Source organism: Mesorhizobium sp. P2_A12 (genome assembly GCF_056405075.1).
Genome location: NZ_JBFUCU010000007.1, coordinates 38,140 through 62,693 on the forward strand (window position 1 = coordinate 38,140; position 24,554 = coordinate 62,693).

Genomic DNA, 24,554 nt, shown 5'->3' on the forward strand with positions numbered 1-24,554 from the left:
GCGGGCTTTTTTGCGTTCCGGCCCGATCAGGCCAGGATGTTGACGGCGCGTGCCGCGACCAACGCTATGGTCAGCAGCGAGATCATGGCCTCGGCCATCATCAACAGCTTGGCGCGTTGTGAAAGCGGCAAGGTATCGGTGGGCGAAAAAGCTGTCGCGTTGGTGAAGGCGAGGAAGAAATAGTCGACGAAGCCGGGCAGCCAGTCGCGAAGCTCACGGTCGTTCAGCGTCATCTGCGCAAACAGGAAATCAGCCTGCGCGAGCTTGACCAGGCCGCAGGTCGGCGGCCCGCCCCGGTCGGTGCTCCAGAACCACAGGGCAAAGACGATGACGTTGGTCACCCAGATGTTGAGCGCGTCGACCAACAGCGTCGTGCCGCTGTTGCCGGCATGGCCCTCCAGCAAGGCTCGCACCAGCAAGGCCAGCGAGCCGCAGTTCATGACGCTGATGATGGCGGTCATGGTCAGGGCCGTTCTGCGGATCATGATGCGAAACTGGCCGATCGCATGCCATTCGTGATCCTCGACCGCCTTTCTTGTGGCGACCTGTGTCCAGGCCGTGGCCACCGACAAGGGCAGCAGCAGGGCGGCTTCCAGCGCCGGCGCCAGCCAGCGCGGCCCGAAGGAGAGGTTGTTGATGACCAGAAGCTGCAGGCAGATGATGACGAGGACGGCCGCACGCGCCATCCAGAAGTCGAGCGCACGGTAGTGGATGACGGCATGGTGGTGGCGCATCGGGACCCGGATTTTTTCAGACAGGGTCAGACGTGCAACGCTGTCCTGCCTAGAGAGAGGAGCGCCGATGCTCCTGCCCGATCTTGGTGCTGCAATGGCACACAGCTATACTTTTTCGTAAGCTTCGATTTTTGGGGCTGTTCGTCAAACCGGACTATGTGATTTAAGCGCCGCATGGCGGGGATAGATGGATCCATGGATCACTTGGTGCCGGCGGGATTGCCCGCCGCCGGCGTCGATTCCCCATCGGTTTTGTCCAGTCTGATCCGTCATCCCTGGCATTTGCTTGCGCTTTTGTGCCTGATGCAGATCCTGTGCTGGACGGTGGCACCGGCGCTAATCAACGTCTCACCGCCCAACGATGTCGTCGAAGGCTTCATGTGGGGACGCGAATGGGTGCTGTTGACCTACAAGCATCCGCAACTTCCGGCATGGCTGCTCGAGACCAGCCATCTCCTGACCGGATCGTTCCGCTGGCCGCAATATCTCGTGGCGCAGTTGACGATCTCGGCGACGTTCGTCCTGGTCTATCTGCTGGCCCGCGACATGCTCGGGCAGAGGCGTGCGCTGGCCGCCGTGCTGTTGATGCCGTCGCTCTATTTCTTCGGCTGGCCGACCCCGCAGTTCAATCATGACTTCGCGCAGATGCCCTTCTGGGCCGCTATCTGCTGGCTGTTGTGGCGTGCGGGCCGCGGCGGTGGGCCGGTCTGGTGGCTGGCGCTCGGACTGGTGTCGGGCGTCGGGCTCTACGCCAAGTTCTCGACCGGCCTGCTGTTGCTGTTTGGCGCGATCTGGCTGCTGTCCGATACGCGGGCACGCAGCCGGCTCGCCACGCCTTGGCCGTGGCTTGGGCTTGCGGTTTTCGTCGCTGTCGCGGCGCCGCTGGCCGTCGAGCTCTACCGCGTCGATTTCCTGCCGCTGACCTACGCCGCCTGGCGCGATCAGTGGGTGATGGCGCATCGCTCCCGCTTTTATTATGTCGGCGTCCAGACGGCCGGACTCGGCGGCTTTTTTCTGGTGCTGGCGATATCAGGGCTGCTGCGGCGCTCGCCCCCGCCGCAAGAGCCGGTCGGGCGCGGTACGCTCGTCTATCTCTTGTGGATGGGACTTGGCCCGGCCATCCTCATCATGGTGGCGTCCCTGTTCACCGGCACAGGCGAGGCCTGGGGCGCGCCGATGTACAATCTTGCGGGCGTTGTGGCGCTCGCCTTGCTGGGCCACCGTCTTGGCGCCGTCGAGATGCGAAAGCTGGTAATCTGCGCGCTCATCTGCATCGTCAGCATATCTGGTGCCTATGCGGGCATCCGCTGGACGAAATGCAATTTGCGCGGGCGCATGGACGCCGTCTGCTGGCCGGCGCAGAAGATCTCGGATGAGGCAGAAGCCGTCTGGCACGCGGCGACGCCCGGTCGGCTCGACATCGTCGGCGGCCATAGCATTGTTGCGCCGCTGGCGGGCCTCAATGCTTATGACAAGCCGTCGATCTTCACCGAGCTGAACATGCAGTACGCCCCCTGGATCACCAAGCAGCGGCTGCGCGATCACGGCATACTCCTGGTCTGGCCCGGGCGCGACGTGCCACCCTATCTGCAGGCGTGGCTAGGCAAACTGCCGGTCAAAACCGTTCTCTTCGACTGGTCGCTCAAGGCGCCGCCGATGGCGATCAGCTTTGCCGCCGTTCCGCCCGGCGCGCCGCAGCTGCCGAGTGTGATCGACAGCCTCGCCCAACCCGGCAACTGAAGCAGATCGGCCGGTCCGCTGGACGAAGCAAGAGACAACGCCCATTTATGGGGAGATCCAACTTGCTTTTTGCGCAATTCCAGACGGAAAACCGCTACGCATTTTTCCTGGAATTGCTTTTTGAGGAGACGTGATATGGCGACTTCGACCGAACGCGCAGTGCTTGCCGGCGGCTGTTTCTGGGGCATGCAGGATTTGATACGGCGCTATCCCGGAGTCATCTCCACCCGTGTCGGCTACAGCGGTGGCGATGTGCCCAATGCCACCTACCGCAACCATGGCACCCATGCCGAGGCCATCGAGATCAATTTCGATCCGGCCATCATCAGCTATCGCACGCTGCTGGAGCGCTTTTTCCAGATCCACGATCCGACGACCCGTAACCGGCAGGGCAACGATGTCGGAATGAGCTATCGCTCGGCGATCTATTACACGAGCGATGAACAGAAGCTCATCGCCGAAGACACCATCGCCGATGTCGACGCATCTGGCTTGTGGCCGGGCAAGGTCGTCACCGAGGTCGCACCGGTTGGCCCCTTCTGGGAAGCCGAGCCTGAACATCAGGACTACCTGGCAAAATACCCCAACGGTTACACCTGCCACTTCGTTAGGCCGGGCTGGAAGCTGCCGGTTCGCGAGAAGGCGGTTTCGTAAGGTTTACAGCTCCGGTTCTGCCAGGCATGCCGCTCGACGAGGTCGTCGAGTGGCATCGTTGCATTCCAAACGCCTTTTCAGTCAGCTTGCCGCGTTGGTGAAGCCGTCCAGCTTTTCACCAATGTCCGAAAGTGCCCTTCGAACGATTGTTTCGACCATGTCTTGCCGATCGGGATCGAGCATACGAAGACCCCGTTGGATCGCATCACGCCAGCTGGTGCCACGGTTCCATGCTTCGGCAAACACCGCGGCGAGGTCGTCTTGCCTGCGGGCAGTTTTCATCGCCTCGACAAGCAAGCTTGCCTGAAGAACGTCCTTTTCCCGCTTTGCGGCACCGTTTGCATTCTTTTGGCGCAGGGAGGCAACAATCAGTTTGTGGACAGCATATCGCTCGGGTGAGGGGACCAGCACCGGGACTCCGGATCGATGCAGCAAGACGGTTCGTACGGGTTCGCGGATCAGAAAATCCAGGAATCGCAAAGGCTGCGCCGATGCGCCGCCCAGAGACGGCATCGCGCTCGCGTGGTCGGCGTAGTCGTCGCTGCCTCGGTTTGGGGTCAGGAATTCGACCTTATACCGGGAAGCGTTTTCGAACTGCGTCGTGCGACTGGCATCTGTTCGGTGCGGAATTTCGCGAAACGAAGGATCGATATCGCGCAGTACATCCATGATCGGCGGCAGACTGTCGTTCACTTCGACGGAAACCGAGTGAAATTGAGCAAAGTCGGCATCGCCTGTTTGTAGCGCCACCCCCGGCAGCCTTACGCCCAGATATCCGGCGTAGGTCTGGAACGCGACGGTGCCGACCAGTACGCCTCGCAGGCGGAAAAACCCGGCCTTGCCAAGGGCTTCAACGATATCACCGGTGAATTTCTCCGGCTCCATTAACCCAGCCTCGCGGACAAGCGTCGATACAAGCTTGCGACGGCTCTTCAGGTCGCTTTTGATTTCCCTGAAGGCGGCAACGCGTTTTGCGATCTCGGGATCGTCGGCCGGGCCGACATATCGTCTTGTTGTCTTCGGCCGAGTCTCCTCAAAATACCAGTAGTCGCGGCCTTTTACGGGGACTCGCACGAAATTGCCCGCCGTCGAGAAGTCGGTGTGGAACGACGCGTCCAGGCTTCGTTGCACGAGTTCAGCGAACAAGGTGCGATAAGCGATGTCGATCGATTTCATCGTGCGTTCGACATTGTCTCTAGGTTATAAGAAATTTGCGGTTCTCTTATAGCTGCGCGCTTTTGCTCCGGATTTCAAGCGAGTTATAAGACAATTGCGAAAATCTTATAACTGTCGGACTGGCGCCACGCTCATACGCCACGGAGCAATCTATTGCGGCGGGGAACGGGCTGCGGCGGGTTATCAAGCCTGCTGTGTCGGATAGACGGTCAGGATATTGACGTTTACCCTTGGTGGCTGCGAGACCGCGTAGAGCATGGCGGCGGCGATGTCCTCGCTCTCCAGTTGCTCCATGTCGCCCAACCTTTGCTCGACAGCCAGCCGAACATCGTCGCGCATATTGGCGGTGAACTCGGTCCTGACCGCGCCCGGCTCGATCACCGTGACGCGGATGCCGTCCTTGCTGATTTCGCGGCGCAGTGATTCCGCCATGGCGCTGGCCGCATGTTTGGTACCGGAATAGACCACAGATGGATGGATGTAGCGGCCGGTGCCCGACGAAACGATGACGATGTGGCCTGATCCCTGCCGTTTCATTGTCGGCAGCGCCGCATTGATCGTGTAGAGCAGACCCAGAATGTTGATGTCGACCATCTCCCGGTATTCGCGGGTGGTGGTGTTCTGGAAGGGTGCGGCGACGCCGACACCGGCAACATTGAACAGCATGTCCAGCCGGCCATGGCTTTCCAGCACGCGCCGGACCATGGCTGTGGCCTGCGCTTCATCGGTGATGTCGACCTCGATTGCCAAGGCCTCGCCGCCGTTGTCGCGGATGCGTGCGGCCAGGTCATCGAGGCGCTGCCGACGTCGCGCCGCAATGGCGACGACAGCACCTTGCTCCGCCAGCGCCAGCGCGGTTGCCGCGCCAATGCCCGAGGAGGCGCCGGTCACCAAGGCGATTTTTCCGTTGAGTTTCTGCATGTTCGTTGCTCCTGCTCAGAGGGAGATTCAGGTGTGCTCGATGCCGATGATCACAGCCGTTCGAAGCATGTCCTCAAGCTAGACAGCAGACTCCTACCGAAAATGCGATAGAATGCCATCATACTCATTGGAGAATATGGCGTAATGCGAGGTAGCGAATATGCAGAGCTGAAAGCCTTTGCCGCTGTAGTGGCGCATGGCAGCTTCGCCCGTGCCGCTGAAGATCTGCGGATTTCAGCATCGACGCTCAGCCAGACGATCCGTCAGCTCGAAACGCGGCTTGGCCTGCGCTTGCTCAACCGGACGACACGCAGCCTTTCTTTGACCGAAGCCGGAGCGCGCCTGCATGCGCGCTTTGCGCCGGCGATGGCCGAGATGGAGGCGGCGGTCAGCGATGCGACCGCCTTGCGAGACACGCCGGCCGGCGTCTTGCGCGTCCATATGCCCAGCGTTGCCGCCGCCACCTATCTGGAGCCGGTGCTTGGCCGTTTTCATGAGGCATGGCCGGACATCGTGCTCGACGTGACGATCGACGATGCCTCCGTCGATATCGTCGAGGCCGGCTATGATGTCAGCGCCAGGCTTGGCGAATTTCTCGAAGCCGACATGGTCGCGGTGGCGCTTGGCGGCACGCAGCGCCAACTCGCAGTGGCCTCGCCGGACTACCTCGCCCGCTACGGATCGCCGTCGGCACCTGCGGATCTGCTCCAGCACCGCTGCATCAATTGGCGCCGGCCGGGGAGTGCTGGGCCCTACTCATGGGAATTCGCCCGGGATGGCCAATGGTTCTCGGTCGCGGTCAGCGGTCCGCTTGTCGTCTCCAGCCGCGACATGGCGATTGCCGCCGCCGTGCAGGGCGTCGGCATCGCCTTTTGGGCGGAAGACCTCGTGCGTCCGCTGATCGATGCCGGCAAGTTGGTGTCGCTCCTGGATAATTGGTGCGCGACCTTTCCCGGCTGGTTTCTCTGCTACCAGAAGCAGCGTCATACATCACCGGCGGTACGCACCTTCGTCGATTTCCTGCGCCATGCGCATACCTGGCGCCAAACGCCGCCTGATGGTTGAGAGTTTGTCGCTCGACGGTCCGGTTTCGCGGGCCTGGCGCAATGCTTTGGAAGAGCGCGCCAAAAAACCACTTTCGCTTCAGCTCGAATGGTGCTTTAACCCGCGCATCCACAGGGGTGCTCCGTACGGTCGGGGCTGAGACGGGGGCGGCAAGCCCACAGACCCTAGAAGCTGATCTGGGTAATACCAGCGGAGCGAGGCGGGCGATGTTTTCAGGCGCACAGATTTCCCTATACCCCATGGCCGACGATTTCGTCGGCGTCATCTTTGGCGCGCTGGATGGGCTCGACCCCTACCGCGATCGGCTCAGGATCGAGACCGACGACATCTCGACCTTGCTGGTCGGGCCGCCCGAAGTGCTATTTCCGGCGATGCGAGACCTGTTCGTGGCGGCGGCACGCAGCGGCAAACATTGCGTGTTGTCAGCCACCATCTCGCGCGGCTGCCCTGGCGAGCCGGATGATCCGATCTGCCGTTCCGATGCACTTGGTGGGCCTGTCGGCCCCCTCGGCCCGCGCAAGGATGCGGCAATCGCCGCGGTGCGTGGCGCGGCTTTGACCGGCCAGCCGGCGGCAGCGCAGTTCTCGCTCTATGTGATGGGCACCGACGACCACATGGACGAGATTTACGGCTGCATCGATTTTCTCAAGCAGTCCGGTGTCTATGAGCGCTCGAAGCATTTCTGCACGAAATTGCGCGGGGATGCCGGCGCGATCTTTTCGGCGCTGGACGAAGCCTTCTGCCGCTTCGGGCCAGGCGCCGGCCACGTAACCCTCGACGTCACGGTCTCGGCGAACAGCCCGTCGGCCGGCTGAGCGGCCGCGTTCGCGACCCCGTCAAAGGTTATGCCCGTGGCCTCATCATCAGCCGCTTCGCGTCCGATCGCGAGCCTTCTTGTCAAGGCAGCACCGGCCATGATTTCGGTGGGGTTGATGCTGCTGGCATGGGAGCTCTATGCCACCTATTCCGGCATCAAGCCGACGACACTGCCGGCGCCGTCGCGCGTGTTCGAGCAGGCGATGCTCAATCGCGAGGCGCTGGTCGACAACGCCATTCCCACCATCCGCGCCACGCTGATCGGCTTTGCCTTTTCGCTCAGCGCGGCCTTTGCGCTGTCGATGCTGGTCGACTTCTTCCGGCCGCTGCGGCGTGCGCTGTTTCCCGTCTTCATCGTTAGCCAGACCTTGCCACTGGTGGCGATCGCGCCGCTGGTGGTGCTGTGGTTCGGCTTCGGGTTGATGCCCAAGATCATGCTGGTGGCGCTGGTCACCTTCTTTCCGATGCTGGTGGCGCTGGTGCAGGGTTACGAGGCGACGGAGCCCGAGATCGGGCAGATGCTGCGCGCCATGGGGGCAGGGCGCTGGCGCGTCTTCGTGTTGGCGCGGCTGCCCTCGGCGCTGCCCTATTTCTTCGCGGGCCTGAGGATCTCCATTACCTATGCCGTGGTCGGCGCCATCTTCGCTGAATATGCCGGTGCCGCGAAGGGGCTGGGCATCTACATGCTCAACGCCAAGAACAACTTCCGCCCCGATCTGGTGCTGGCCGCCGTCGGTGTCAGCGCCGCGCTCACGCTCACTCTGTTTGGGCTGACGGTGCTCCTGCAGCGCCTTGCCATGCCCTGGGAACGGGCCGCCGGCCAGCACCCCGCCGGGACGGGGCCGTGGCGATGAGCCGGCTCGAACTGCGGCATGTGCGCAAGGCATTTGGCCGGCTCGACGTGCTCGCCGACATTTCGCTCAGCGTCAGCGCCGGTGAATTCGTCTCCATCCTCGGGCCGTCGGGCGCCGGCAAGTCGACGCTGTTCCAGCTTCTGACCGGCGCGCAGCACGGCGAGGGCGAGATGTTCTTCGACGGCACGCCGCTCGACGACCACGGCAGGCATTTCGCCTTTATGCCGCAGCGTGACGCGCTGATGCCGTGGCGACGCATCCTCGACAACACGACGCTTGGGCTCGAAGTGCAAGGCATCAGGCGCAAGGCGGCGCGGGCGCGCGTTGCGCCGCTGTTTGCCGAGTTCGGGCTTGCCGGCTTCGAACGGCATTTTCCGGCGCAGCTTTCGGGCGGCATGCGCCAGCGCGCGGCCCTGCTGCGTACCGTGGTGCAGGAGCACGACATGCTTTTGCTCGACGAACCGTTCGGCGCGCTCGATGCACTGACCCGCACCGCCATGCAGCGCTGGCTCGAGCAGATGTGGCGGCACCATCGCTGGACGGCACTGTTGATCACCCATGATGTGCGCGAAGCCGTCTTCCTGTCCGACCGCATCTATGTGCTGTCGGCGCGCCCGGCCTGCATCGTCCGTGAAATCAAGGTGCCGCTGTCACGCCCGCGCAGCCTTGGCGGCACTGACGCGTTGCAGACAAGCGCAATCGAGGCCGAGATCCTCGACATACTGCTCAACCCCGAGCCCAACCCGCACTCATCCAAAGGACACGACCATGACTGACTTGACGCGCCGGCAGGCCTTGTTGCTCACCCTTGCCTCCGGTCTTCCGCTGGTGGCCGGAGCGGGCCGTGCCCAGGCACAATCGGCGGCGCAAAAGGTCACCGTCGCCCTCGACTGGACGGTCAACACCAACCACATCGGGCTGTTCGTCGCCCGCGACAAAGGGTTCTATTCCGAAGCCGGGCTCGAGGTCGACATCCTGCCCTACAGCGATACCGGCGCCGGCACGCTGGTCGCCAACCGCGTCGCCGATTTCGGCATCAACGGCACCATCAGCCTGTTCACCCAAAAAACCGCCGGCGCCGACCTGAAGGGCGTCTATGCCGTCGTGCAATCCGAAACCGGCCGGCTGGTGTTCAACGCGGCACGCAGCGAGATCAAAAGCCCGAGGAACCTTGACGGCCTGACCTATGGCGGCTTCGGCAGCGCCTGGGAAAACGCCCTGATTGGCACCATCATCCGCCACGATGGCGGCAAGGGCAATTTCGAGACGGTGACACTCGGCACTTCAGCCTATGAAGCGCTGGCCAACGGTTCGGTCGATTTCACGCTGGAGGTCTCGACCTGGGAAGGTGTCGAAGCCGGGTTGAAAGGCATCAAGCAGCGCAGCTTCGTCTACGCCGACTATGGCGTGCCTGATGAGCACACGACCCTGATCTCCTCGAGCGAGGCCTATCTCCAGGCAAACCCCCAACCTGCGGCCGCCTTCGTGCAGGCGACGCGGCGCGGCTGCCAGTTCGCCGTCGACCATCCCGATGCGGCTGCCGCACTTCTGATCGCCGCCAACAAGGACACATTGACAAATCCGGCGCTTATCGAAGCCTCGCTAAGGGCGCTGATCGATGGCCACTATTTGCGCGGAGACAATGGCGCCATCGGCACGATGGATCCAGCCAAGATGCACGCGATTGGCGACTATCTCTTCGCTGCGGGCATTCTGCGCGATGCCGATGGCAAAGTTCTGACGCAACGCCCTGATTTCGCGGAGTATTTCAGCAACTCAACTCTGGGGTAGGAGCTATCTGACTCTCGAAACTTCGAAGGACTCGCGTGGCGTGGCAGCTTCCCGTCAAACGCGCACACATTGGCAGATTCCAGCTAATTCCTCGCGATCTCATAGAGCAGAGTGGTTTTGATGTGCCGCCCGGGTTCACCCTGCAGCGACAGAGCGGCTGTGTAGAGTTTCACCACGGCCGGGCAGAGACCTTCGAATACCGGGTTGACATTGGCAATGGCATTCATCTCGGCGGGGGTGCCGCCGGCGTTGATGAAAGCGTCGGCCAGCAGCGACCAATCTTCGTCGCTGGCGGCAGCGGCCGGCAGCCCCCCATTCTTCGCTGCGCCGAAGGCGCGAAACAGGGTGGCCCCGATCTTGTCCATGTCGGCCAGGAAATCCTGATCCGGCGTGCTGAGCGCGCCCGGCCCCTGGCGAAGGTAGTTGTTGCAGGTGGCTGCGGTTTCCCGCGACATGACATGGTTGAGCATGGCCAATTGTGCACGCAGCGCCTCGGCGGCTTTGCTGTCTGGAGCCGACGACAGCAGAGACGCGTATCTTTGCCTGAGGCCGGTAACCGCCATCCTGCTCGCGTTTCGCACTTGCTCCACGTTTCCAAGTCTGGCCACGGCCGTGATCTTTTCCACGACGGTGTCATAGTCGTCTGGAAACTCCTGCTTGATCGTGAGGAATATCTGGCTTCCCTGGCTCTGAATCTGTTCGTTCACCTGAGCAGCAGTCAGTGTCTGCGGATCGGGCGAGCCCGCCACCGTCTGGTAGAGATATTTGCCGCCGGCAAAGCCGAGCGCCCAGGGCAACACCTTTACCGCAACGAAAGACAAAGCGGCGACCGCCGCCACGCCCAAACCTTTCCAACGCGTCATTTGGCAGCGCTCCCGAGCCTTGTCTCTATTTCGCCCCGAGGCTCATCGCTTTCTTGCGGTCGGCCTCTGCGCGCTTGTGGTTGCCCTTGGCGTCCCACGCCCTGCTCCGCACTTTGTAGGCGGTGGCGAAATCCGGTTTGAGCCTTATCGTTTGGCTCAAATCGGCGATGGCTCCGTCATAATCCGCCTTGCTGATCCGAACCACGCCTCGACCCAAATAGGCAAGGGGGTTCTTGCGATCGAGGCTGAGGGCCTCTTCGAAATCACGTAACGCTGCAACGTCCTCATGCCTGCCCATCAATATGAGGCCCCGATCGGCAAAGACCCTTGCGTCCTTGGTATTGAGACTGATGGCTTTTCCGTAGTCAGCAAGCGCCCCGTCGTAATCTTTTTGGAAACTGCGGTTCTGACCACGGTCATAGTAGGTGTCGGCAAAATTCGGATTGAGCGTGATTGCCTGGCTGTAATCGTTGACGGCATGAGCGTATTCGCCCTTGGATTCCCAGGCCATCGCCCGGGCCAGATAGGCGTCGTGGTACGCCGGAAAGAGCGCAATCGCCTTGTCGTAAAGCGCTATGGCGCCGTCATAGTCATCCCTCTCGTGCAGCGTCCAGCCCTTGCTGAGCGCTTGCGCGGCTGGCGAAATGCTACTTGGCTTGATCGCCTCGTCACTAGCCTGGCCAGCAGCTTCGTTTGATGTTTTTGAGGCGTTCGCTTTCGCCGCCACTGCCTGCTTGCGACCCTTACGAGCGATGGCCAGCTTTGGATCGAGCTTGAGCGCCTGGTCGTAGTCGGCAATGGCCCGATCGTAGTCGCCCTTGGCGAACCAGGCGCTGCCGCGCCCGAAATAGACAGGTGCGTAGCCTGGCTCGATTTCGGCCGCGCGATTGTAGTCGGCGATGGCGCGATCCAATTGGTCCTTCTTGCTCCAGGCAATGCCGCGGCCGAGGTAAGCGTCGAAATAGGCCGGATAGAGTTCGATCACCTTGCTGTAGTCGTCGATGGCTCCATCATAATCACCCTTCTCGGCGCGCGACATTCCTCGCCCGACATAGGCGGCGGCCTTCCTTGGATCAAGCGCGATCGCGCGGCTATACTCGGCAATCGCGCGACCGTATTTGCGCTTCCTGTAGAACGCATCGCCGCGATCCATGAAGGCCTTGAGGTTCTTGGGATCCGAACCGACGGCCTCAGGTGCAACACCGCCTTTCTTTGACGCAGCCACCGCCGCCTTGCGGGCCACCGCGTAGTCCGGATTGCCCGGATGCAGCTTGATCGCCTGGTCGAAGTCGGCAATGGCAGCGTCGTAGTCTTTGCTGTCAGCCCGCTCTATGCCTCGCCCGTAGTAGCTGGGGGCATCCTTCGGATCGATTTCGATTGCCGCCGAATAGGCTGTGATCGCTCGCCCGGCATCGCCCTTCACGTGCCAGGCCATGCCCATGCAGAAATATGCATCCACCACCTTCTGATCGAACTCGGCGGCCTGGCCGCAATCGACGAGGGCACCTTCGGCATCACCAGACGTGGCCTTGGCCATGCCTCGGCGAATATGGACCGAGACCAGATCCGGTAGGATCCGGATCACCCGATCATAGTCGGCGATCGCCCGATCATAGGCTCGCTTGGCGGTCCAGGCATTGGCCCGACCAAAATAGGCGAGGGGACTGTCGGGGTCGAGCGCGATCGCCTTGTCGTACGCGCCGATTGCCTGATCGTATTGGCCCGCGTCCGACAGGCTGTCACCGTTCTGAACCATGGCCAGGACACGCGGGTCGGTCGCCTGAATGAGCTCCGCGATTTTGGCGGTGGAAAGCCCGCCGTTAGACCGGGTATTATTGCTGGCCTCCTGCCGGGCCGCAGGTTCGGTGCCGACCGGGGCCGCCGCCGTGTCGCTCTGTCCTTTCGCCGCCACCGTCGCCTTTCGGCTGACGAGGTAGTCCGCATTGTCCGGATCGAGCTTGATCGCCTGGTCGAAGTCGGCGATGGCACCGTCGTAGTCTTTCCCATCGGCACGCGCCATGCCGCGCCCATAGTAGCTGGCGTCGTCCTTCGGATCGATTTCGATCGCCACCGAATAGGCGGCGATCGCGCTTCCCGGGTCGCCCTTTGCATGCCAGGCCATGCCCTTGCAGAAATAGGCGTCGCGCGCCTTTGGATCGAGTGCTGCAGCCCGGCTGCAATCAGCAAGCGCGCCCTCTGCATCACCTGACGTGACCTTGGCGAGGCCCCGGCGAAAATGAGCCGCGGCAAAATTGGGGGCGAGTTCGATGGCCTTGTCGTAGTCGGCGATCGCCTGCCCGTAGGCGCGTTTGGCGGCCCAGGCCTTGCCGCGGCCGAAATAGGCGAACCGGTTGTTGGGATCGAGCGAGATCGCCTGGTTGTAGGCGCCGATCGCCTGATCGTACTTGCCCATGTCCAGGAAGGCGTCGCCGCCAAGGATCGCCTCCAGGGCCTGTGGGTCGGTCGCCTCCAAGGCCTTCGCGGCCAGCGTGTCTTGCGTGGCCGTCACATTCGGAACGACGGCTCGCGGCTCCGGTTGTTGTGTGTCTGGCAACGGTGCCGGTTTGCTCTCGTCGCCGGAAACCCGGTCGCCGCAGCTTGCTGCCCGCGTCGGATCGAGCGCTATGGCGCGCCGGCAATCCGCTCCTGCTCCGGCGCTGTCTCCCTTGAGCGTCTTGGCACGGCTGCGGCCGAGATAGGCGTCGGCATTGTCCGGATCGAGGCTGATGGCCTTGTCGAAATCGAGCAGGGCGCCGTCGACGCCATATTTCGACAACCGCATCCCAGCGCGCTCGATCAGGGTCTTTGCGGCCGCGGGATCCCTCGTCGTATCCTTGGCGGCAGATAGGTCTTGGCCAGGCGCGTTCTCGCGGCAGGTGCCGGCGCGCTTTGGATCGAGCTCGATCGCGCGCCGACAGTCGGCGGCGGCTACGTCGTAGTTTCCCTGGGATGCTTCAGCTAGTGCCCGGTCGTAAAACGCTTCGGCATTGTAGGGATCGAGGTCGATCGCAGAGCTGAACCGGCCTATGGCGCTGTCGACGTTTCCGCGAATCTGTTCTTCCAACCCCTGTTTGAGGTTCCAGGCAATGCGCTCGGAGTTATCTTCCTTGGGGACGACGAACTGTATCGCCGGTTTGGCCGCCTGGGGTGCAACCGGCGACTCGGCTCCCGTTACTTTCGTGCTGCAAGCACCGGCCTTCTTCGGATCGAGCTCGATGGCTTTTCGGCAATCGGCGGCTGCACCGGCGAGGTCTCCTTCAATCGTCTTGGCCAAGGCTCGATTGTAGTAAGCGCCGCTTTTCGGATCGAGGCTGATTGCCTGGTCGTAGTCGGCGATTGCCTGGTCATGGTCGTTCTTGTCGGCCCAGACAGTACCGCGGGCAAAATAGGCCTCGCTGTTTTGCGGGTCCAGGCTGAGTGCCTGGTTGAAGTCGGCCATGGCACGCACATCGTCGGCCTTGCGCGCCCAGCTATAGCCTCTGGCCGTGTAAGCCTTGGCGAATTTTGGATCGACCGCTATCGCCTGGTCAAAGTCAACAATGGCGGCGTCATCCTTGCCTTTGCGGAACAGGGACAGACCCCGCCTGTAAAAGGCATCGGCGAAACCCGGATCGAGGCTGATCGCCTTGTTGAAGTCGGCTATGGCGTGCTCGTCATCGCCCTTGTTGAACCAGGCCGTGCCGCGATTGTAATAGGTCGAGGCCTGCTTCGGGTCGAGGGTGATCGCTTCGTCGTAGTCCGCGATGGAGCGGTCGTAATCGTGCTTGTCATCCCATGCGATACCGCGCTTGAAATAGGCGATCCTGCGGTTTTGGTAGAACTCCGCCTTGTCCTCGATGATCGGCGTGCAGGCTACGATGCGCTTGTCCGGATCGATGTTCTTACCGATGCAGCCGGCGTAGTCCTTGTCGGCGGCCATCGCGGAAGCGCTTGAGATGTGTATGACGACAAGGCTTGCCAGCGACCAGCACACCCAGGGCGGGGCCTTCACCGGCACGAATAGTCCGATCGCGGCGGCAGCCCGCCCCGCGCCTTTCTGTCTCGCCATCCCACTGGTACTCCCCCGAAAACCCCTGGTCCACATTAGCGGGTAATCCGCCTATTGTTCTTTATTTGTTCCAAAATGCAAGCATAAATTGCAATGCGACGGAATGGGCCGCAAGCGTCTTGGCGTAGGTCGAACCCTGTCCCATCGGTGAAGTCGTACGCTTCGCTGAGTTCCGGGGACGGATAAGCGGTTTAGTGCCGATCTGATCTTCTCGATTAACCGTACGGCAATGGTTGCGTGCAAAGGTCGCCCCGAGGGATAACCGGGTGCCTGGCCTTGCTCATGTCAAAAATTGAAACCCTTTCGCACGTCAACGACGAAGGGATTTTGTCCGCAGCCCGAAAGCGGGAAATCCTGGTCGACTTGCGCGAAGGCTTCTTTCGGCTCTGCGCGCTGGTTTTCGCGGGCCTGTTTGTCTACCGCGGCATATATCACCTCATGCTCGATCCCACCCGTATCAACGTGGCGCTGGTGGCGACTTCCGAGATACTTACCTTTACCTGGCTGCTTCTGTCGCGGCGACCGCAGGTTCGCGACTGGAATCCGCTCACGGTGATCGTCTCCGTGATTGCCAGCTTCGGCGTCGGCTTCATCACCTTCGAGCCGGGCGTTGCCATCATCCCTGTCTATGTCGCCGCGCCGCTGCAAGCCCTGGCGTTGAGTTTCGTGATCTGGGGAAAGGCATCGCTGGGGCGTTCGTTCGCCATTCTGCCGGGCAATCGCGGCGTGATGACCGGAGGTGCCTACCGCCTGGTGCGACACCCGATCTATGCCGGCTATCTGGTCGGCCATGTCCTGTTCCTGCTGTCGGCCTTTTCCTTCTACAATCTCGCCGTCTACGCCGTCATCACGTTCTTCCAGGTGCATCGCATCCTGCGCGAAGAGGCGCTGCTTGCCGCCACGCCGGAATATCGGGACTATATGAAGCGCGTCCGCTACAGGCTGTACTACGGGATCGTCTGACAACTAGGCCAGTGGACGGCGTCGTCTGCCGGCAATCGCGCCGGCAGCTTTTTGGCATGACCGGCCTTCCATTGCTGTCTGGCGCAAATTGACGTCGATCGATCAGCCGTGACGCCAATGCGTTGCGTTTTGATGCGGACCTCTCGCTGACGGGCTCCGGGACCCATCGCGGCGGCCTGGCCAAAAGTTCATGCGGTCTCCGGCCTGGCGCGGCCTCGAACAAAATTCCATAAAAATCGATTCTTAACGAACTTCGAAATACATATCGATCATAACTATCCGCTTCGCATCGTGATCATGAAGATTGTACGTCAATTTTATTATTTTTATACTCTTACAATTTCAAAAATTAATACCATCAATCGCGCCAGTGAAGCGCTTTGTGAAACTTAAGTTCACTCCCTGCGTAGGTTAACTCGCAATCGGCCTCTGGCTGACTGCCTTATCTCAACGGCAACAGGAGAGTGTTATGGCCTTTACGATCAAAACAGTCGCCAGTGTGTTGGCAGGTGGTGCAGTAGTCTTCGTTCTTTCGCTGCCAGCGAATACTGCAGGGCTCGGTCTTGGCGCAGGCGCCTCGGTGGGCGGTAGCGGCGGCGTCAATGCCGGCGTCGGTGCGTCGGTCGGCGGCGGCGGCGGCGTCAGTGCGGGCCTCGGCGCTTCCGTAGGCGCTAGCAAAGGCGTCAATGCTGGTGCCGGTGCGTCGGTCGGCGGCACCGGAGGCGTCAGCGCAGGCCTCGGTGCATCCGCAGGTGGCAGCAACGGCATCAATGCCGGTGCCGGTACCAATGTCGGCGGGTCTGGCGGCATCACGGCCGGCCTCGGCGCTAGTGTTGGTGGAACGGGTGGCGTCGGCGTTGGCGTCGGCGGAGGCGTTGGTTCAATCAACCCGAGCAATCCCGGCAATCCGGACACAACAGGGAACCCGGCCAACACCGGAACATCGGGTACTTCGGGACATAGGAACCTGCCGGGTGTCGTCGCCGACATGTCGGACAGTCAGGTGGCACGGTTGAAGAAGCGCTGCGTCGATGTCCTCGGCAGTTCCGGAGACTACGACCGCGACCTGCGCCAACTGTGCCTTTTGATCGCACGCCGCTGACGCCAAGAGTACCGGGAGCGGAAGTGCCGAACCAGCCGTGAGGCTTTGACCGCACTCTCCTGGCCTCCGACGGGCCGGAAAGCCCGCCAATCCTGGCGGACTTTTCGGCCGCGGCTGCACTGATTGCTCCATGGGGCCTTCATCGCCCCGCCGGCGGAACGCTAATGCGTTGAAAGCGTTCACATCCCAAGCAACACGCGAATGGCGCGTTGTTGAGCCGGCGCAGAAGCGCGCACAAAGGAGCGGGAAACCATGAGCCTAGGAACCATACTTATCATTCTTCTTGTCATAGCGCTGCTTGGGGGCTTCAGCGGCTTCGGCGGCGGTCCTTTCTATGGCACCGGCTACTATGGCGGCGGCGGTCTCGGGCTCGTGCTGCTCATCATCATCGTGCTTGTCGTGCTCGGACGGATATAGCCGCGTTGCTCGCCGAAGCGGTCGCAATTCCGTGACCGCGTCGGTGCCGGCGCGCACCGGAATGTGAACTTCGCAAGCCGGCTTGTGATCCGGCTTGCTTGGAAAACTTTGTAAGGTGATCGCGGTCCACACCCCCCGTGGAAACAAGAGGAAAGGGTCCCACCCCTTGTCCTCCTCCAAGGCCCGCTCCGGTTCGCCGTGGCGGGCTTTTGCTTGGCGGTCGGCGGAACCAGCTTGCCGTCGAGACAGTTGAGTTGCGGAAGGCCACCAAATGCCCGCAACTCTTCGGACAACACTCTGCGAAATTCGCGATGATCTCCACGTCCTGCGACGGATGGTGGCGGCTCGCGGCCATATCGAGACCATCCAGGGAATTGATGCGCTTATTGGGGTAGCGGAAGCAGAGGCCATCAAGGTCATCCGCCGCATCGATCGCGCTGGCTGAAGAGAAAGGAGGATCGGGATGAACGTCAAGGAAATGACGCGGCAGGACTGCGTCGCCCTGCTTAAAACGCAACGCACAGGCCACCTGGCCTGTGTGCGTGACCTCAAGCCCTATGTGGTGCCGATCCATTTTGCCTTCGGTGACAACGCCATTTTCAGCTTTTCGCTCCCCGGCAGGAAGGTTGAGTGGATGCAGGCCAACCCGAACGTCTGTCTTCAGGTCGATGATGTTGGTGGCCCGCACGGATGGAGAAGCGTCGTCGTGGACGGCGTCTTCGAAGAATTGCCCAAAGGGCCGGATCTGGACGAGAGCGCTGCCGGCGTCGAAAGGATGAGTGCTCCGATCGACGTTGAGCGCAAATTTGCCTGGTCGCTTCTTGCAAAGCACGCGAACTGGTGGGAACCGGGAGCCCTGAAGCCAGGTGCCGCGCCAACGGTTTCGGGCAGCCATCTGTTCTATCAGATCAGGATCGAGGCGATATCGGGAAGGCAGGCATCGTGGTAGCGGTTCTTACGCCGCTCGCGGCACCCGTGAGATGAATGTCGCCCGGGTCACCGACACGCTGGTGCCGTCGGCGTCGCTGATGACGTCGACCTTGGCCCCCAACTGTTTGACCAGCGCCTCGACGATGGCTGTTCCAAGCCCGGTAGTCGGTGTGTCGTTGGCGATCTTGCCGACGCCATTGTCCGAAACCGTCAGTTTCCAGTCGCTGCCCGCGGTCTCATAACTCACCTGGATACGGGCGCCGGCCTTCTCCTTGGGAAAGGCATATTTAATGGCGTTGAGAACGAGCTCGGTAACGATCAGTCCCAGGCTGACGGCTCGCTGCGAATCCATCCTGCCGCCTTCGGCTGTCACGGTGACCGTGATGGGCTGAGTTTCGCCGATCATCGACGAGGCGAGGCTGCTGCACAGTTTCGGCAGGTAAGAGCCGACATCGATCTCGTCGACGCCGGCTGAGGTGTGGAGATGGCGTTGTACTTCGGCCACCGACAGAACGCGTTGGTGGGCGTCCTTGAGATGCTGGCGCGTTTCTTCCGACGTGACCGACCGTGCCTTCAGCAGCAGGATGCTGGCGATGATCTGCAGGCTGTTGGCGACCCGGTGTTCCATCTCGCGCAGCAGGACGTCCTTCTGCCGAAGCAGATCCTCCGTGCGGCGCAGAAGCTCTTCCTTTTCTCGCTCGATGACACGACGGGCGGTTATGTCGTTGAAGGCGAGAAGGATGGTGATGGCCGAGCTGTGGTCGTAAAGCACCTTGCGGGCGTTGAGCAGCATGGTGCGGCGGCCGATGCGCGGGAAATCATGCTCGACCTCGAAGCCGTCCATGGCGGTCTTTTCGGGAATGATCGTTTCCAGCAGCAGGCGAAGCGCGGGAATATCCCACTGACCGGCACCGAGCGCGTAGAGTAGCGAGCCTTGGGTCTGCGCGGGGTCGACGTCAAATGTCTTGTAGAAGGAGCGGCTGGCTGCCAGCACGCGAAACTGCTCGTCGAGGACGAGAAACGGCTCGGTGATCGTGTTGACGATCGCCTGCGCCAGCGTCTGCGCGTCCTCGATATTCGCAATGGGTTGAAACATGGGCACAAAGCCAAATGAGCGGCGTTCTGCCACTCCAAATAGGGACGTTACACATTTGCCCGACTGTTGTCGCGAAGTGAATCCCCGGCTAGCTCAGATTGCCGCTGGACAAAGGCGGGCATTTGGCCCGCCTTTGTGCAGCTGTTCGATTTCGGGCATGCGCCCAAATCGAGGTGCGTCAGTTCGCGCCGCCGAGCTGCTTGGTCATCTTGCAGAAATTGTCGTGCGACTTGGCAATGGCCTCGTCGCTACATTCCTTCGTCATGCCTGCGCGGTCTTCGTCCTTCATGGCCATCCAGGCGGCCTTGAACTCCGCCTCGGACTTCATGGTCTTCATGCCGGCATCGGTGAAGAACGGCGACATCTTTGCCGGATCGTCCAGCGCGGACGTGTGGGTAGCCGCAAGCGCCGAGCCTGTCATCATTGCAAGCGCCATCGCGCCCATCGTGAGCATCTTGAAGTTCATCTGGGGATTCCTCTCTGTGGAGGTCATTGGAATAAACGACCTGTAGACAAAACGGGGTCGAGAGAAAACAGTTCCTTCAAATGAGCTAATATTAAAAACCGAAATTTATTTCTTGACCCTAGTCGGCTCGCCGCGGAACCAACTGGAGCTTTGGCAATATTTCCGGTCTGGCCGCAGACATTGAGTGCGGGCTTGGCGCCAACGGACTACTCCATGTCAGGCACGTCGCCGCTGACGAACAGGGTGTTCGGCGGACCGTACTCGCCGAGTGTCGGGTCGGCTTCCCGACTCCAGGCGATAACGCCGACATGTTTTGCCGCCAGTGCCCTGGCCGTGCGTATGGCGCGGTCCTCGCTCTGCTGGTCGGCAGGGCCGAAGGCCGGAAACAATTCGCCGTCATCACCGCGGTCGAACGCGACCACGACAATCAGTTTAGGACTTTTCTGGCCTTGGGAATCGGACATCTTGCACCTTCCTCAGGAAATCTATCACACTACAAAGAACTAGGTCGGCACGTTCGACTTCGGGAGGTGATGTGGTGCAGGACCAGCGTTTCGATGAGCCGGTCAGGATTGCGCTCGGCCGGTCGCGAAACGCGATCTTCAACGTGGAGCGGGTCGCTCAGGCCGCCGATATTCTGATGAACCGCTGGCCGGTTGCGACAGGGCAAAGGCACATGGCAGCCCGCAAGGTCTGCCTGGCCGTGCTTGAGGGAAGGAAAGAAGCCTCGGCGGCACGGGCGGCATTCATCAGTGCCGCAATCGAGGCGGATATCCTCGTTGAACCCCGTGAAGTGTCGATGCCATCCAGCCAAAATTGAATCAAGACCTGGCTCTATCCTCTTGATTAATTGCGATGTTTTCGGCGATCGGGATCTGCTTTTCGGGGTTCATACTGTCCGGCCTGCCGACGCTTTGCAGACATATCTCTACCGTTCGTTGGTCATTTGGCTTTGACTTCGGCATCCCGTTGACACGGTATCCGCGTCCGTATATTGAACAGGACTATACAGGTTCACTAGACAGGTACGCATATGAAGCGGCGCGCGGTTCAACTGTCTCCCGGCACGGGCAAGCCCGAGCAGATCGCCACCGTTCTGGAGCATGAAATCCGCTCCGGCGTTCTCGGCTTCGGCGACCGCCTGCAAAGCGAGAACGAGCTGGTCCAGCGCTTCTCCGTCAGCCGCAACACGGTTCGCAAGGGCCTCGAGGAACTGTCCAGCCGCGGGCTGATCACCACCAAGGTCGGCATCGGCTCGTTCGTCACCTTCGACGGCAAGCCGGTAGACGACGCGGTCGGCTGGTCGCGGGCGCTGGCAAATGCCGGCGCCAATGCCGAGACGCGGACGCTGCGGCTGGAAGTGATCGAGGACGCCGACCTGGCGGCCTGGCTTGGCATTGAGAGCCCGTTTTTCATCGCCGTCGACCGGGTGCGCACCAACGCCAGCGACGGCCATGCGATTTCCATCGAACGCAGCCGGCTGCCGCTGTCGCCGGAACTGGAGGACGTGCCGCTGCGCGGCCTGCGCGAGGGTTCGCTGCACCAGACGCTGCGCGGCGCGGGGCTTATTCCTGACCATGGTGAGGAATGGGTCGAAATCGAGATGCTCAATGCTGAGGATGCCGCCATCCTCGGTTGCCCGCAAGGCTCGCCGTTCCTGCGCGGCCGCCGGTTGACGCGTGCCGCCGACGAACGGCCGATCGAATATGTCACCAGCCTGCTCAACCCGGCGCATTTCGCGCTGCATATGAGGTTCTGAGCGATGTCGGATGCAACAAGCAAGGCGATCGACCGCGCCATGGGCGCACTTGTCGGCGGGGCGATTGGCGATGCGCTGGGCATGCCGACGCAACTCCTGTCGCCGGCCCGGATCGCCGAGCTTTATGGCCATGTCGACGATTTCGTCGCCCCGGCGGCCGACCACCCGGTGTCGAAAGGGCTTCTTGCCGGCACCGTCACCGACGACACCGAACAGGCGCTGCTGCTTGGCCGCATCCTTGTGGAGTCCGGTAACCGTTTCGACCATGCGCGCTGGGTCAACGCGCTGCTCGACTGGGAGCGCGAGGTCAAAGCGCGCGGCAGCTACGATCTGCTGGGACCGTCGACCAAACGCGCCATCGACGCCATCAACAATGGCGTGCCAGCGAAAGAGGCTGGGCGCAGCGGCGACACCAATGGTGCGGCCATGCGCATTGCGCCTGTCGGCATCATGATGCCGCTGGAGCCGCTCGACGCGCTGGTCGCCAAGGTGGCGGAAACCTGCCGGGCGACCCACAACACTTCGATCGCCATTGCTTCGGCCGCCGCCGTCGCTGCCGCCGTCAGCCGTGGCGTCGCCGGCGGTGGCTGGCGCGCCGCGTCCGACAGCGCCGTTGCGGCAGCGAGGCGCGGGGCCACGCTTGGCCATTGGGTGACCGGCGGCGACATCGCCGCGCGCATCGTCTGGGCGCAGGATCTCGTGCGTGGCAAGGCGATGAAGGATGCGATCCGGCTGATCACCGATCTGGTCGGCACCGGCGTCGCCAGCCAGGAATCGGTTCCGGCGGCCTTCGCGGTGCTGGAAATCGCCGGCGGCGATCCATGGCAAGCGGCCGTCATCAGCGCCAATCTCGGCGGTGACACCGACACGATCGGCGCCATCGCTGCCGGCATGGCGGGAGCCTGCACCGGCTTTTCCCGATTGCCGCAGCAGCATATCGCCAGGCTTGTCGGCATCGACATGTCGGACGTTCGCGCCCTTGCATCTGATCTCATGGCGGCGAGGGTTGCGAAAAAAGGTTCCGGCAAGGACGCGGCGGCATGAGCGGGCGCCTCGTCCATATCGGCAGTGCCGTGGTCGACTATGTCTACCGCATCGATGCCTTGCCGGCGCCCGGCACGGAGAAGACCGCATCGAGCTTCGCCCAGGTCGCCGGCGGCGGCTTCAACATGATGGTCTCGGCCAGCCGTACAGGCATGAAGGTGGTGTTCGGCGGCCAGCTCGGCAGTGGACCGAACGGCGACTTCCTGCGGGCCGCTTTCGCCAACGAGGGCATCGAGACGCTGACGCCGCCATCGTCCCTGATGGACAGCGGCAATTGCGTCGCCATGATCTCGAGCGACGCCGAACGCACCTTCGTGTCGTGGCCAGGTGCGGAGAGCGTGCTCAGCCTCGACATGATGGCGCCCGTCTCGGTCACACCGGGAGACTGGGTGTTCACCTCCGGCTACACGCTGAGCTACCCCGCAAGCCGCGACGCGCTCACCGACTGGATCGAGGCACTGCCGGCAGTCATTCCTTTTGTCTTCGATCCGACGCCGGTGGTATCGGACATTCCGCGCCCCATCCTGTCGCGGGTGCTGGCCCGCACCAAATGGCTGAGCTGCAACACGACCGAGGCGGCCGAGATTGCCGGTCCGGGCGACGTTGAAACGGTTGCCGCGCGGTTGCTGGAGGTCCATTGCCCGAAGGCATGGGGCGTGGTCATCCGCGCCGGCGCCAAGGGCTGCCACGTACGGCTGGCCGACGGCTTGGTCCAGACCGTTGCCGGCTTCAAAGTCACCGCCATCGACACCAACGGCGCCGGGGACACCCATATCGGCGCCTTCGTCAGCGCGTTGTCGCGCGCCATCCCGCCTTTCGAGGCAGCGCGCTACGCCAATGCGGCGGCGTCGATTTCGGTGACGCGCCATGGCGGCTCGTCAGCGCCGACCGATCACGAAATCCAGACATTCCTGAGCCATGTCGCCGACCCGTCGGGCGCACAGGGCCGGACACTGAAGGCCAATGCATAACTGCCAGAAAGCCTGACGAGCCCGGGAAAGCGGGCAAACCCACAGAGAGGAACCAACCATGCGCATGCCTGATTTGACTGCTCTGCTGACGGCGACCGCCGTCTTCACCTCTGCACTTACCTTTGCCGCCAAGGCCGACGAAGTGCATGTGCTCAACTGGAAGGGCTACGGCACCGATGAGCCGTGGGCCGTCGAGGCGTTCGAAAAGGCCACCGGCAACAAGGTCGTCAACGACTTCTTCAATTCCGAACAGGAAATGCTGACCAAGATCCGGACCAATCCCGGCCTCTATGACGTCGTCATGATCAATGCCGCCTTCAACGACCAGGCGATGGACGGAAAGCTGATCCAGCCGATCGATACGTCCAAGTTGCCGAACTACGCCGACATCAGCAAGGACAAGGCGGGATCGCCGATGCTCGTCCATGACGGCAAGGTCTATGGCGTGCCATGGGTGTGGGGACTGACGGCGCTCGCCATCAACGAGAAATCCTTCGACAAGCCGCCGACCAGCATCGCCGCGATGTGGGATGCCGCCCACAAGGGCCGCGTCGTCATTCGCGACGATGCCGTCGAGGCGGTGCAGTTCGGCGCCATCGCCACCGGCCAGAACATCAACGACATCAAGGATATGGATGCGGTTAAGACGAAGCTCACCTCGCTGATGCCGCAGATCAAGACCTTCTGGAGCTCGGAGAACGACTGGAACCAGATGGTCGCCTCCAACCAGATCGACATCGGCACCTACTGGAGCGGTTCGGCTGATCGCGCCAAGACGCATTTCAAGCTGCCGGTCTCGCTGGTCGTGCCGCAGGAAGGCGCCGTCGCCTGGCTCGATGCCTTTTCCATTCCCGTCGGCGCCAAGAATGTTGCCGGCGCTGAGGCCTTCATCAACTACATGATCGACCCGAAATTCTACGTCGAATGGGTCACCAAGGTCGGCGCGCCGGTGTCGGCCAACACCAAGGCGGTGGAAGCGCTGCCCGAGGATGCCTTCAACCGCAAGGTGATGGGCGACCCCGAAGTGGCCAAGCGCATTCAGTTCCAGGCGCCGATCACCGACGCGCAGCGCGAAGCCTATCTAGCGCTGTGGCAGCAGCTCAAGGTCGACGTGAAATAAGGCCGACATCCGGGCCAGCCGGCG

25 protein-coding genes and 1 riboswitch are annotated in these 24,554 nt (G+C 62.0%); of the genes, 17 read left to right on the forward strand and 8 right to left on the reverse strand.

The genetic code is table 11. The features are described from left to right. Nucleotides 1–26: 26 nt before the first annotated feature. Complete coding sequence (locus AC1DZU_RS17115; protein WP_477286597.1) at nt 27–734, reverse strand: hypothetical protein; 708 nt, start codon at nt 732–734, stop codon at nt 27–29. A gap of 195 nt (nt 735–929) precedes the next feature. Between AC1DZU_RS17115 and AC1DZU_RS17120 the strand changes: the two genes are divergently transcribed. Together AC1DZU_RS17120 and msrA are read left to right on the forward strand one after the other, a co-directional pair. Beyond that, on the forward strand, nt 930–2,474 hold the full coding sequence (locus AC1DZU_RS17120; RefSeq protein ID WP_477286599.1) for a glycosyltransferase family 39 protein: 1,545 nt from the start codon (nt 930–932) through the stop codon (nt 2,472–2,474). 135 nt (nt 2,475–2,609) lie between these two features. Then, nucleotides 2,610–3,128: a peptide-methionine (S)-S-oxide reductase MsrA gene (msrA, locus tag AC1DZU_RS17125; protein ID WP_095091407.1), complete on the forward strand. Its 519-nt coding sequence runs from the start codon at nt 2,610–2,612 to the stop codon at nt 3,126–3,128. Nucleotides 3,129–3,209: 81 nt separating this feature from the next. On the opposite strand, the gene AC1DZU_RS17130 is transcribed toward msrA, so the two are convergent. Both AC1DZU_RS17130 and AC1DZU_RS17135 read right to left on the reverse strand, forming a co-directional pair. Next, the gene (locus tag AC1DZU_RS17130) at nt 3,210–4,304 is read right to left on the reverse strand and encodes a nucleotidyltransferase family protein (RefSeq protein WP_477286601.1); all 1,095 of its coding nucleotides are present in this window, start codon (nt 4,302–4,304) and stop codon (nt 3,210–3,212) included. A gap of 183 nt (nt 4,305–4,487) precedes the next feature. Beyond that, complete coding sequence (locus tag AC1DZU_RS17135) at nt 4,488–5,225, reverse strand: SDR family oxidoreductase (RefSeq protein WP_477286603.1); 738 nt, start codon at nt 5,223–5,225, stop codon at nt 4,488–4,490. A gap of 144 nt (nt 5,226–5,369) precedes the next feature. Here AC1DZU_RS17135 and AC1DZU_RS17140 point away from each other — a divergent pair, with 144 nt between their 5' ends. The 5 genes from AC1DZU_RS17140 to AC1DZU_RS17160 all read left to right on the forward strand — a co-directional run bounded on the left by AC1DZU_RS17140 (nt 5,370) and on the right by AC1DZU_RS17160 (nt 9,751). Then, nucleotides 5,370–6,290, forward strand: a complete 921-nt coding sequence (locus AC1DZU_RS17140; RefSeq protein WP_477286605.1) for a LysR family transcriptional regulator — start codon at nt 5,370–5,372, stop codon at nt 6,288–6,290. A 102-nt stretch (nt 6,291–6,392) separates the two neighbouring features. Further along, a riboswitch (TPP riboswitch) is annotated at nt 6,393–6,506 on the forward strand. Next, a complete protein-coding gene (locus AC1DZU_RS17145) occupies nt 6,497–7,105 on the forward strand; it encodes a YkoF family thiamine/hydroxymethylpyrimidine-binding protein (protein WP_477286607.1) in 609 nt (202 codons plus the stop codon). (Overlaps the previous riboswitch by 10 nt.) 30 nt (nt 7,106–7,135) lie before the next feature. Then, nucleotides 7,136–7,960, forward strand: coding sequence for an ABC transporter permease (locus tag AC1DZU_RS17150; protein ID WP_477286609.1), 825 nt, complete (start codon nt 7,136–7,138; stop codon nt 7,958–7,960). Further along, nucleotides 7,957–8,736 carry an ABC transporter ATP-binding protein gene (locus AC1DZU_RS17155; protein WP_477286611.1) on the forward strand — a complete coding sequence of 260 codons (780 nt, stop codon included), beginning with the start codon at nt 7,957–7,959 and terminating at the stop codon, nt 8,734–8,736. The genes AC1DZU_RS17150 and AC1DZU_RS17155 overlap by 4 nt, the downstream gene beginning before the upstream one ends. After that, complete coding sequence (locus AC1DZU_RS17160) at nt 8,729–9,751, forward strand: ABC transporter substrate-binding protein (RefSeq protein WP_477286613.1); 1,023 nt, start codon at nt 8,729–8,731, stop codon at nt 9,749–9,751. Before AC1DZU_RS17155 ends, AC1DZU_RS17160 begins: the two co-directional genes overlap by 8 nt. A gap of 83 nt (nt 9,752–9,834) precedes the next feature. On the opposite strand, the gene AC1DZU_RS17165 is transcribed toward AC1DZU_RS17160, so the two are convergent. Continuing rightward, a complete protein-coding gene (locus tag AC1DZU_RS17165; protein WP_477286615.1) occupies nt 9,835–10,590 on the reverse strand; it encodes a hypothetical protein in 756 nt (251 codons plus the stop codon). Nucleotides 10,591–10,639: 49 nt separating this feature from the next. Next, entirely contained in the window at nt 10,640–14,662 is a 4,023-nt protein-coding gene (locus AC1DZU_RS17170; RefSeq protein ID WP_477286617.1) for a tetratricopeptide repeat protein, read from the reverse strand. A 282-nt stretch (nt 14,663–14,944) separates the two neighbouring features. Here AC1DZU_RS17170 and AC1DZU_RS17175 point away from each other — a divergent pair, with 282 nt between their 5' ends. From AC1DZU_RS17175 to AC1DZU_RS17195, 5 genes are all read left to right on the forward strand, one after another. Then, nucleotides 14,945–15,625 carry a methyltransferase family protein gene (locus tag AC1DZU_RS17175; protein WP_477286619.1) on the forward strand — a complete coding sequence of 227 codons (681 nt, stop codon included), beginning with the start codon at nt 14,945–14,947 and terminating at the stop codon, nt 15,623–15,625. A 469-nt stretch (nt 15,626–16,094) separates the two neighbouring features. Then, nucleotides 16,095–16,727 (forward strand): hypothetical protein, encoded by a 633-nt coding sequence (locus AC1DZU_RS17180; RefSeq protein WP_477286621.1) that lies wholly within the window; start codon nt 16,095–16,097, stop codon nt 16,725–16,727. A gap of 252 nt (nt 16,728–16,979) precedes the next feature. Further along, nucleotides 16,980–17,144, forward strand: coding sequence for a DUF3309 family protein (locus AC1DZU_RS17185; protein WP_379103714.1), 165 nt, complete (start codon nt 16,980–16,982; stop codon nt 17,142–17,144). 271 nt (nt 17,145–17,415) lie between these two features. Further along, entirely contained in the window at nt 17,416–17,589 is a 174-nt protein-coding gene (locus tag AC1DZU_RS17190; RefSeq protein WP_184875063.1) for a hypothetical protein, read from the forward strand. Between the two features lie 18 nt (nt 17,590–17,607). Further along, nucleotides 17,608–18,093, forward strand: coding sequence for a pyridoxamine 5'-phosphate oxidase family protein (locus AC1DZU_RS17195; RefSeq protein WP_477286623.1), 486 nt, complete (start codon nt 17,608–17,610; stop codon nt 18,091–18,093). 6 nt (nt 18,094–18,099) lie between these two features. Here AC1DZU_RS17195 and AC1DZU_RS17200 read toward each other — a convergent pair whose 3' ends face one another. From AC1DZU_RS17200 to AC1DZU_RS17210, 3 genes are all read right to left on the reverse strand, one after another. Further along, the gene (locus tag AC1DZU_RS17200; protein ID WP_477286625.1) at nt 18,100–19,170 is read right to left on the reverse strand and encodes a sensor histidine kinase; all 1,071 of its coding nucleotides are present in this window, start codon (nt 19,168–19,170) and stop codon (nt 18,100–18,102) included. A 178-nt stretch (nt 19,171–19,348) separates the two neighbouring features. Beyond that, complete coding sequence (locus AC1DZU_RS17205; protein WP_477286627.1) at nt 19,349–19,636, reverse strand: hypothetical protein; 288 nt, start codon at nt 19,634–19,636, stop codon at nt 19,349–19,351. A 206-nt stretch (nt 19,637–19,842) separates the two neighbouring features. Next, a complete protein-coding gene (locus AC1DZU_RS17210) occupies nt 19,843–20,100 on the reverse strand; it encodes a hypothetical protein (RefSeq protein WP_095091414.1) in 258 nt (85 codons plus the stop codon). Nucleotides 20,101–20,171: 71 nt separating this feature from the next. Between AC1DZU_RS17210 and AC1DZU_RS17215 the strand changes: the two genes are divergently transcribed. The 5 genes from AC1DZU_RS17215 to AC1DZU_RS17235 all read left to right on the forward strand — a co-directional run bounded on the left by AC1DZU_RS17215 (nt 20,172) and on the right by AC1DZU_RS17235 (nt 24,530). Beyond that, nucleotides 20,172–20,456 carry a DUF982 domain-containing protein gene (locus AC1DZU_RS17215; RefSeq protein ID WP_477286629.1) on the forward strand — a complete coding sequence of 95 codons (285 nt, stop codon included), beginning with the start codon at nt 20,172–20,174 and terminating at the stop codon, nt 20,454–20,456. Nucleotides 20,457–20,669: 213 nt separating this feature from the next. Then, on the forward strand, nt 20,670–21,395 hold the full coding sequence (locus AC1DZU_RS17220; protein WP_477286631.1) for a GntR family transcriptional regulator: 726 nt from the start codon (nt 20,670–20,672) through the stop codon (nt 21,393–21,395). A 3-nt stretch (nt 21,396–21,398) separates the two neighbouring features. Next, nucleotides 21,399–22,439, forward strand: a complete 1,041-nt coding sequence (locus tag AC1DZU_RS17225; RefSeq protein ID WP_477286633.1) for an ADP-ribosylglycohydrolase family protein — start codon at nt 21,399–21,401, stop codon at nt 22,437–22,439. After that, nucleotides 22,436–23,410, forward strand: a complete 975-nt coding sequence (locus AC1DZU_RS17230) for a PfkB family carbohydrate kinase (protein WP_477286635.1) — start codon at nt 22,436–22,438, stop codon at nt 23,408–23,410. The genes AC1DZU_RS17225 and AC1DZU_RS17230 overlap by 4 nt, the downstream gene beginning before the upstream one ends. A gap of 58 nt (nt 23,411–23,468) precedes the next feature. Next, complete coding sequence (locus tag AC1DZU_RS17235) at nt 23,469–24,530, forward strand: ABC transporter substrate-binding protein (protein WP_477286637.1); 1,062 nt, start codon at nt 23,469–23,471, stop codon at nt 24,528–24,530. Nucleotides 24,531–24,554: the final 24 nt, after the last annotated feature.

Excerpts from the sequence above, each read along its gene's own strand:
- AC1DZU_RS17185 (WP_379103714.1), top strand. The coding sequence starts at position 16,980 with ATGAGCCTAGGAACCATACTTATCATTCTTCTTGTCATAGCGCTGCTT.
- AC1DZU_RS17205 (WP_477286627.1), bottom strand. The coding sequence starts at position 19,636 with ATGAACTTCAAGATGCTCACGATGGGCGCGATGGCGCTTGCAATGATG.
- AC1DZU_RS17195 (WP_477286623.1), top strand. The coding sequence starts at position 17,608 with ATGAACGTCAAGGAAATGACGCGGCAGGACTGCGTCGCCCTGCTTAAA.
- AC1DZU_RS17160 (WP_477286613.1), top strand. The coding sequence starts at position 8,729 with ATGACTGACTTGACGCGCCGGCAGGCCTTGTTGCTCACCCTTGCCTCC.
- AC1DZU_RS17115 (WP_477286597.1), bottom strand. The coding sequence starts at position 734 with ATGCGCCACCACCATGCCGTCATCCACTACCGTGCGCTCGACTTCTGG.
- AC1DZU_RS17230 (WP_477286635.1), top strand. The coding sequence starts at position 22,436 with ATGAGCGGGCGCCTCGTCCATATCGGCAGTGCCGTGGTCGACTATGTC.
- AC1DZU_RS17150 (WP_477286609.1), top strand. The coding sequence starts at position 7,136 with ATGCCCGTGGCCTCATCATCAGCCGCTTCGCGTCCGATCGCGAGCCTT.
- AC1DZU_RS17225 (WP_477286633.1), top strand. The coding sequence starts at position 21,399 with ATGTCGGATGCAACAAGCAAGGCGATCGACCGCGCCATGGGCGCACTT.
- AC1DZU_RS17190 (WP_184875063.1), top strand. The coding sequence starts at position 17,416 with ATGCCCGCAACTCTTCGGACAACACTCTGCGAAATTCGCGATGATCTC.
- AC1DZU_RS17145 (WP_477286607.1), top strand. The coding sequence starts at position 6,497 with ATGTTTTCAGGCGCACAGATTTCCCTATACCCCATGGCCGACGATTTC.
- AC1DZU_RS17120 (WP_477286599.1), top strand. The coding sequence starts at position 930 with ATGGATCACTTGGTGCCGGCGGGATTGCCCGCCGCCGGCGTCGATTCC.
- AC1DZU_RS17235 (WP_477286637.1), top strand. The coding sequence starts at position 23,469 with ATGCGCATGCCTGATTTGACTGCTCTGCTGACGGCGACCGCCGTCTTC.
- msrA (WP_095091407.1), top strand. The coding sequence starts at position 2,610 with ATGGCGACTTCGACCGAACGCGCAGTGCTTGCCGGCGGCTGTTTCTGG.
- AC1DZU_RS17180 (WP_477286621.1), top strand. The coding sequence starts at position 16,095 with ATGGCCTTTACGATCAAAACAGTCGCCAGTGTGTTGGCAGGTGGTGCA.
- AC1DZU_RS17170 (WP_477286617.1), bottom strand. The coding sequence starts at position 14,662 with ATGGCGAGACAGAAAGGCGCGGGGCGGGCTGCCGCCGCGATCGGACTA.
- AC1DZU_RS17200 (WP_477286625.1), bottom strand. The coding sequence starts at position 19,170 with ATGTTTCAACCCATTGCGAATATCGAGGACGCGCAGACGCTGGCGCAG.
- AC1DZU_RS17155 (WP_477286611.1), top strand. The coding sequence starts at position 7,957 with ATGAGCCGGCTCGAACTGCGGCATGTGCGCAAGGCATTTGGCCGGCTC.
- AC1DZU_RS17210 (WP_095091414.1), bottom strand. The coding sequence starts at position 20,100 with ATGTCCGATTCCCAAGGCCAGAAAAGTCCTAAACTGATTGTCGTGGTC.
- AC1DZU_RS17130 (WP_477286601.1), bottom strand. The coding sequence starts at position 4,304 with ATGAAATCGATCGACATCGCTTATCGCACCTTGTTCGCTGAACTCGTG.
- AC1DZU_RS17220 (WP_477286631.1), top strand. The coding sequence starts at position 20,670 with ATGAAGCGGCGCGCGGTTCAACTGTCTCCCGGCACGGGCAAGCCCGAG.
- AC1DZU_RS17140 (WP_477286605.1), top strand. The coding sequence starts at position 5,370 with ATGCGAGGTAGCGAATATGCAGAGCTGAAAGCCTTTGCCGCTGTAGTG.
- AC1DZU_RS17135 (WP_477286603.1), bottom strand. The coding sequence starts at position 5,225 with ATGCAGAAACTCAACGGAAAAATCGCCTTGGTGACCGGCGCCTCCTCG.
- AC1DZU_RS17175 (WP_477286619.1), top strand. The coding sequence starts at position 14,945 with ATGTCAAAAATTGAAACCCTTTCGCACGTCAACGACGAAGGGATTTTG.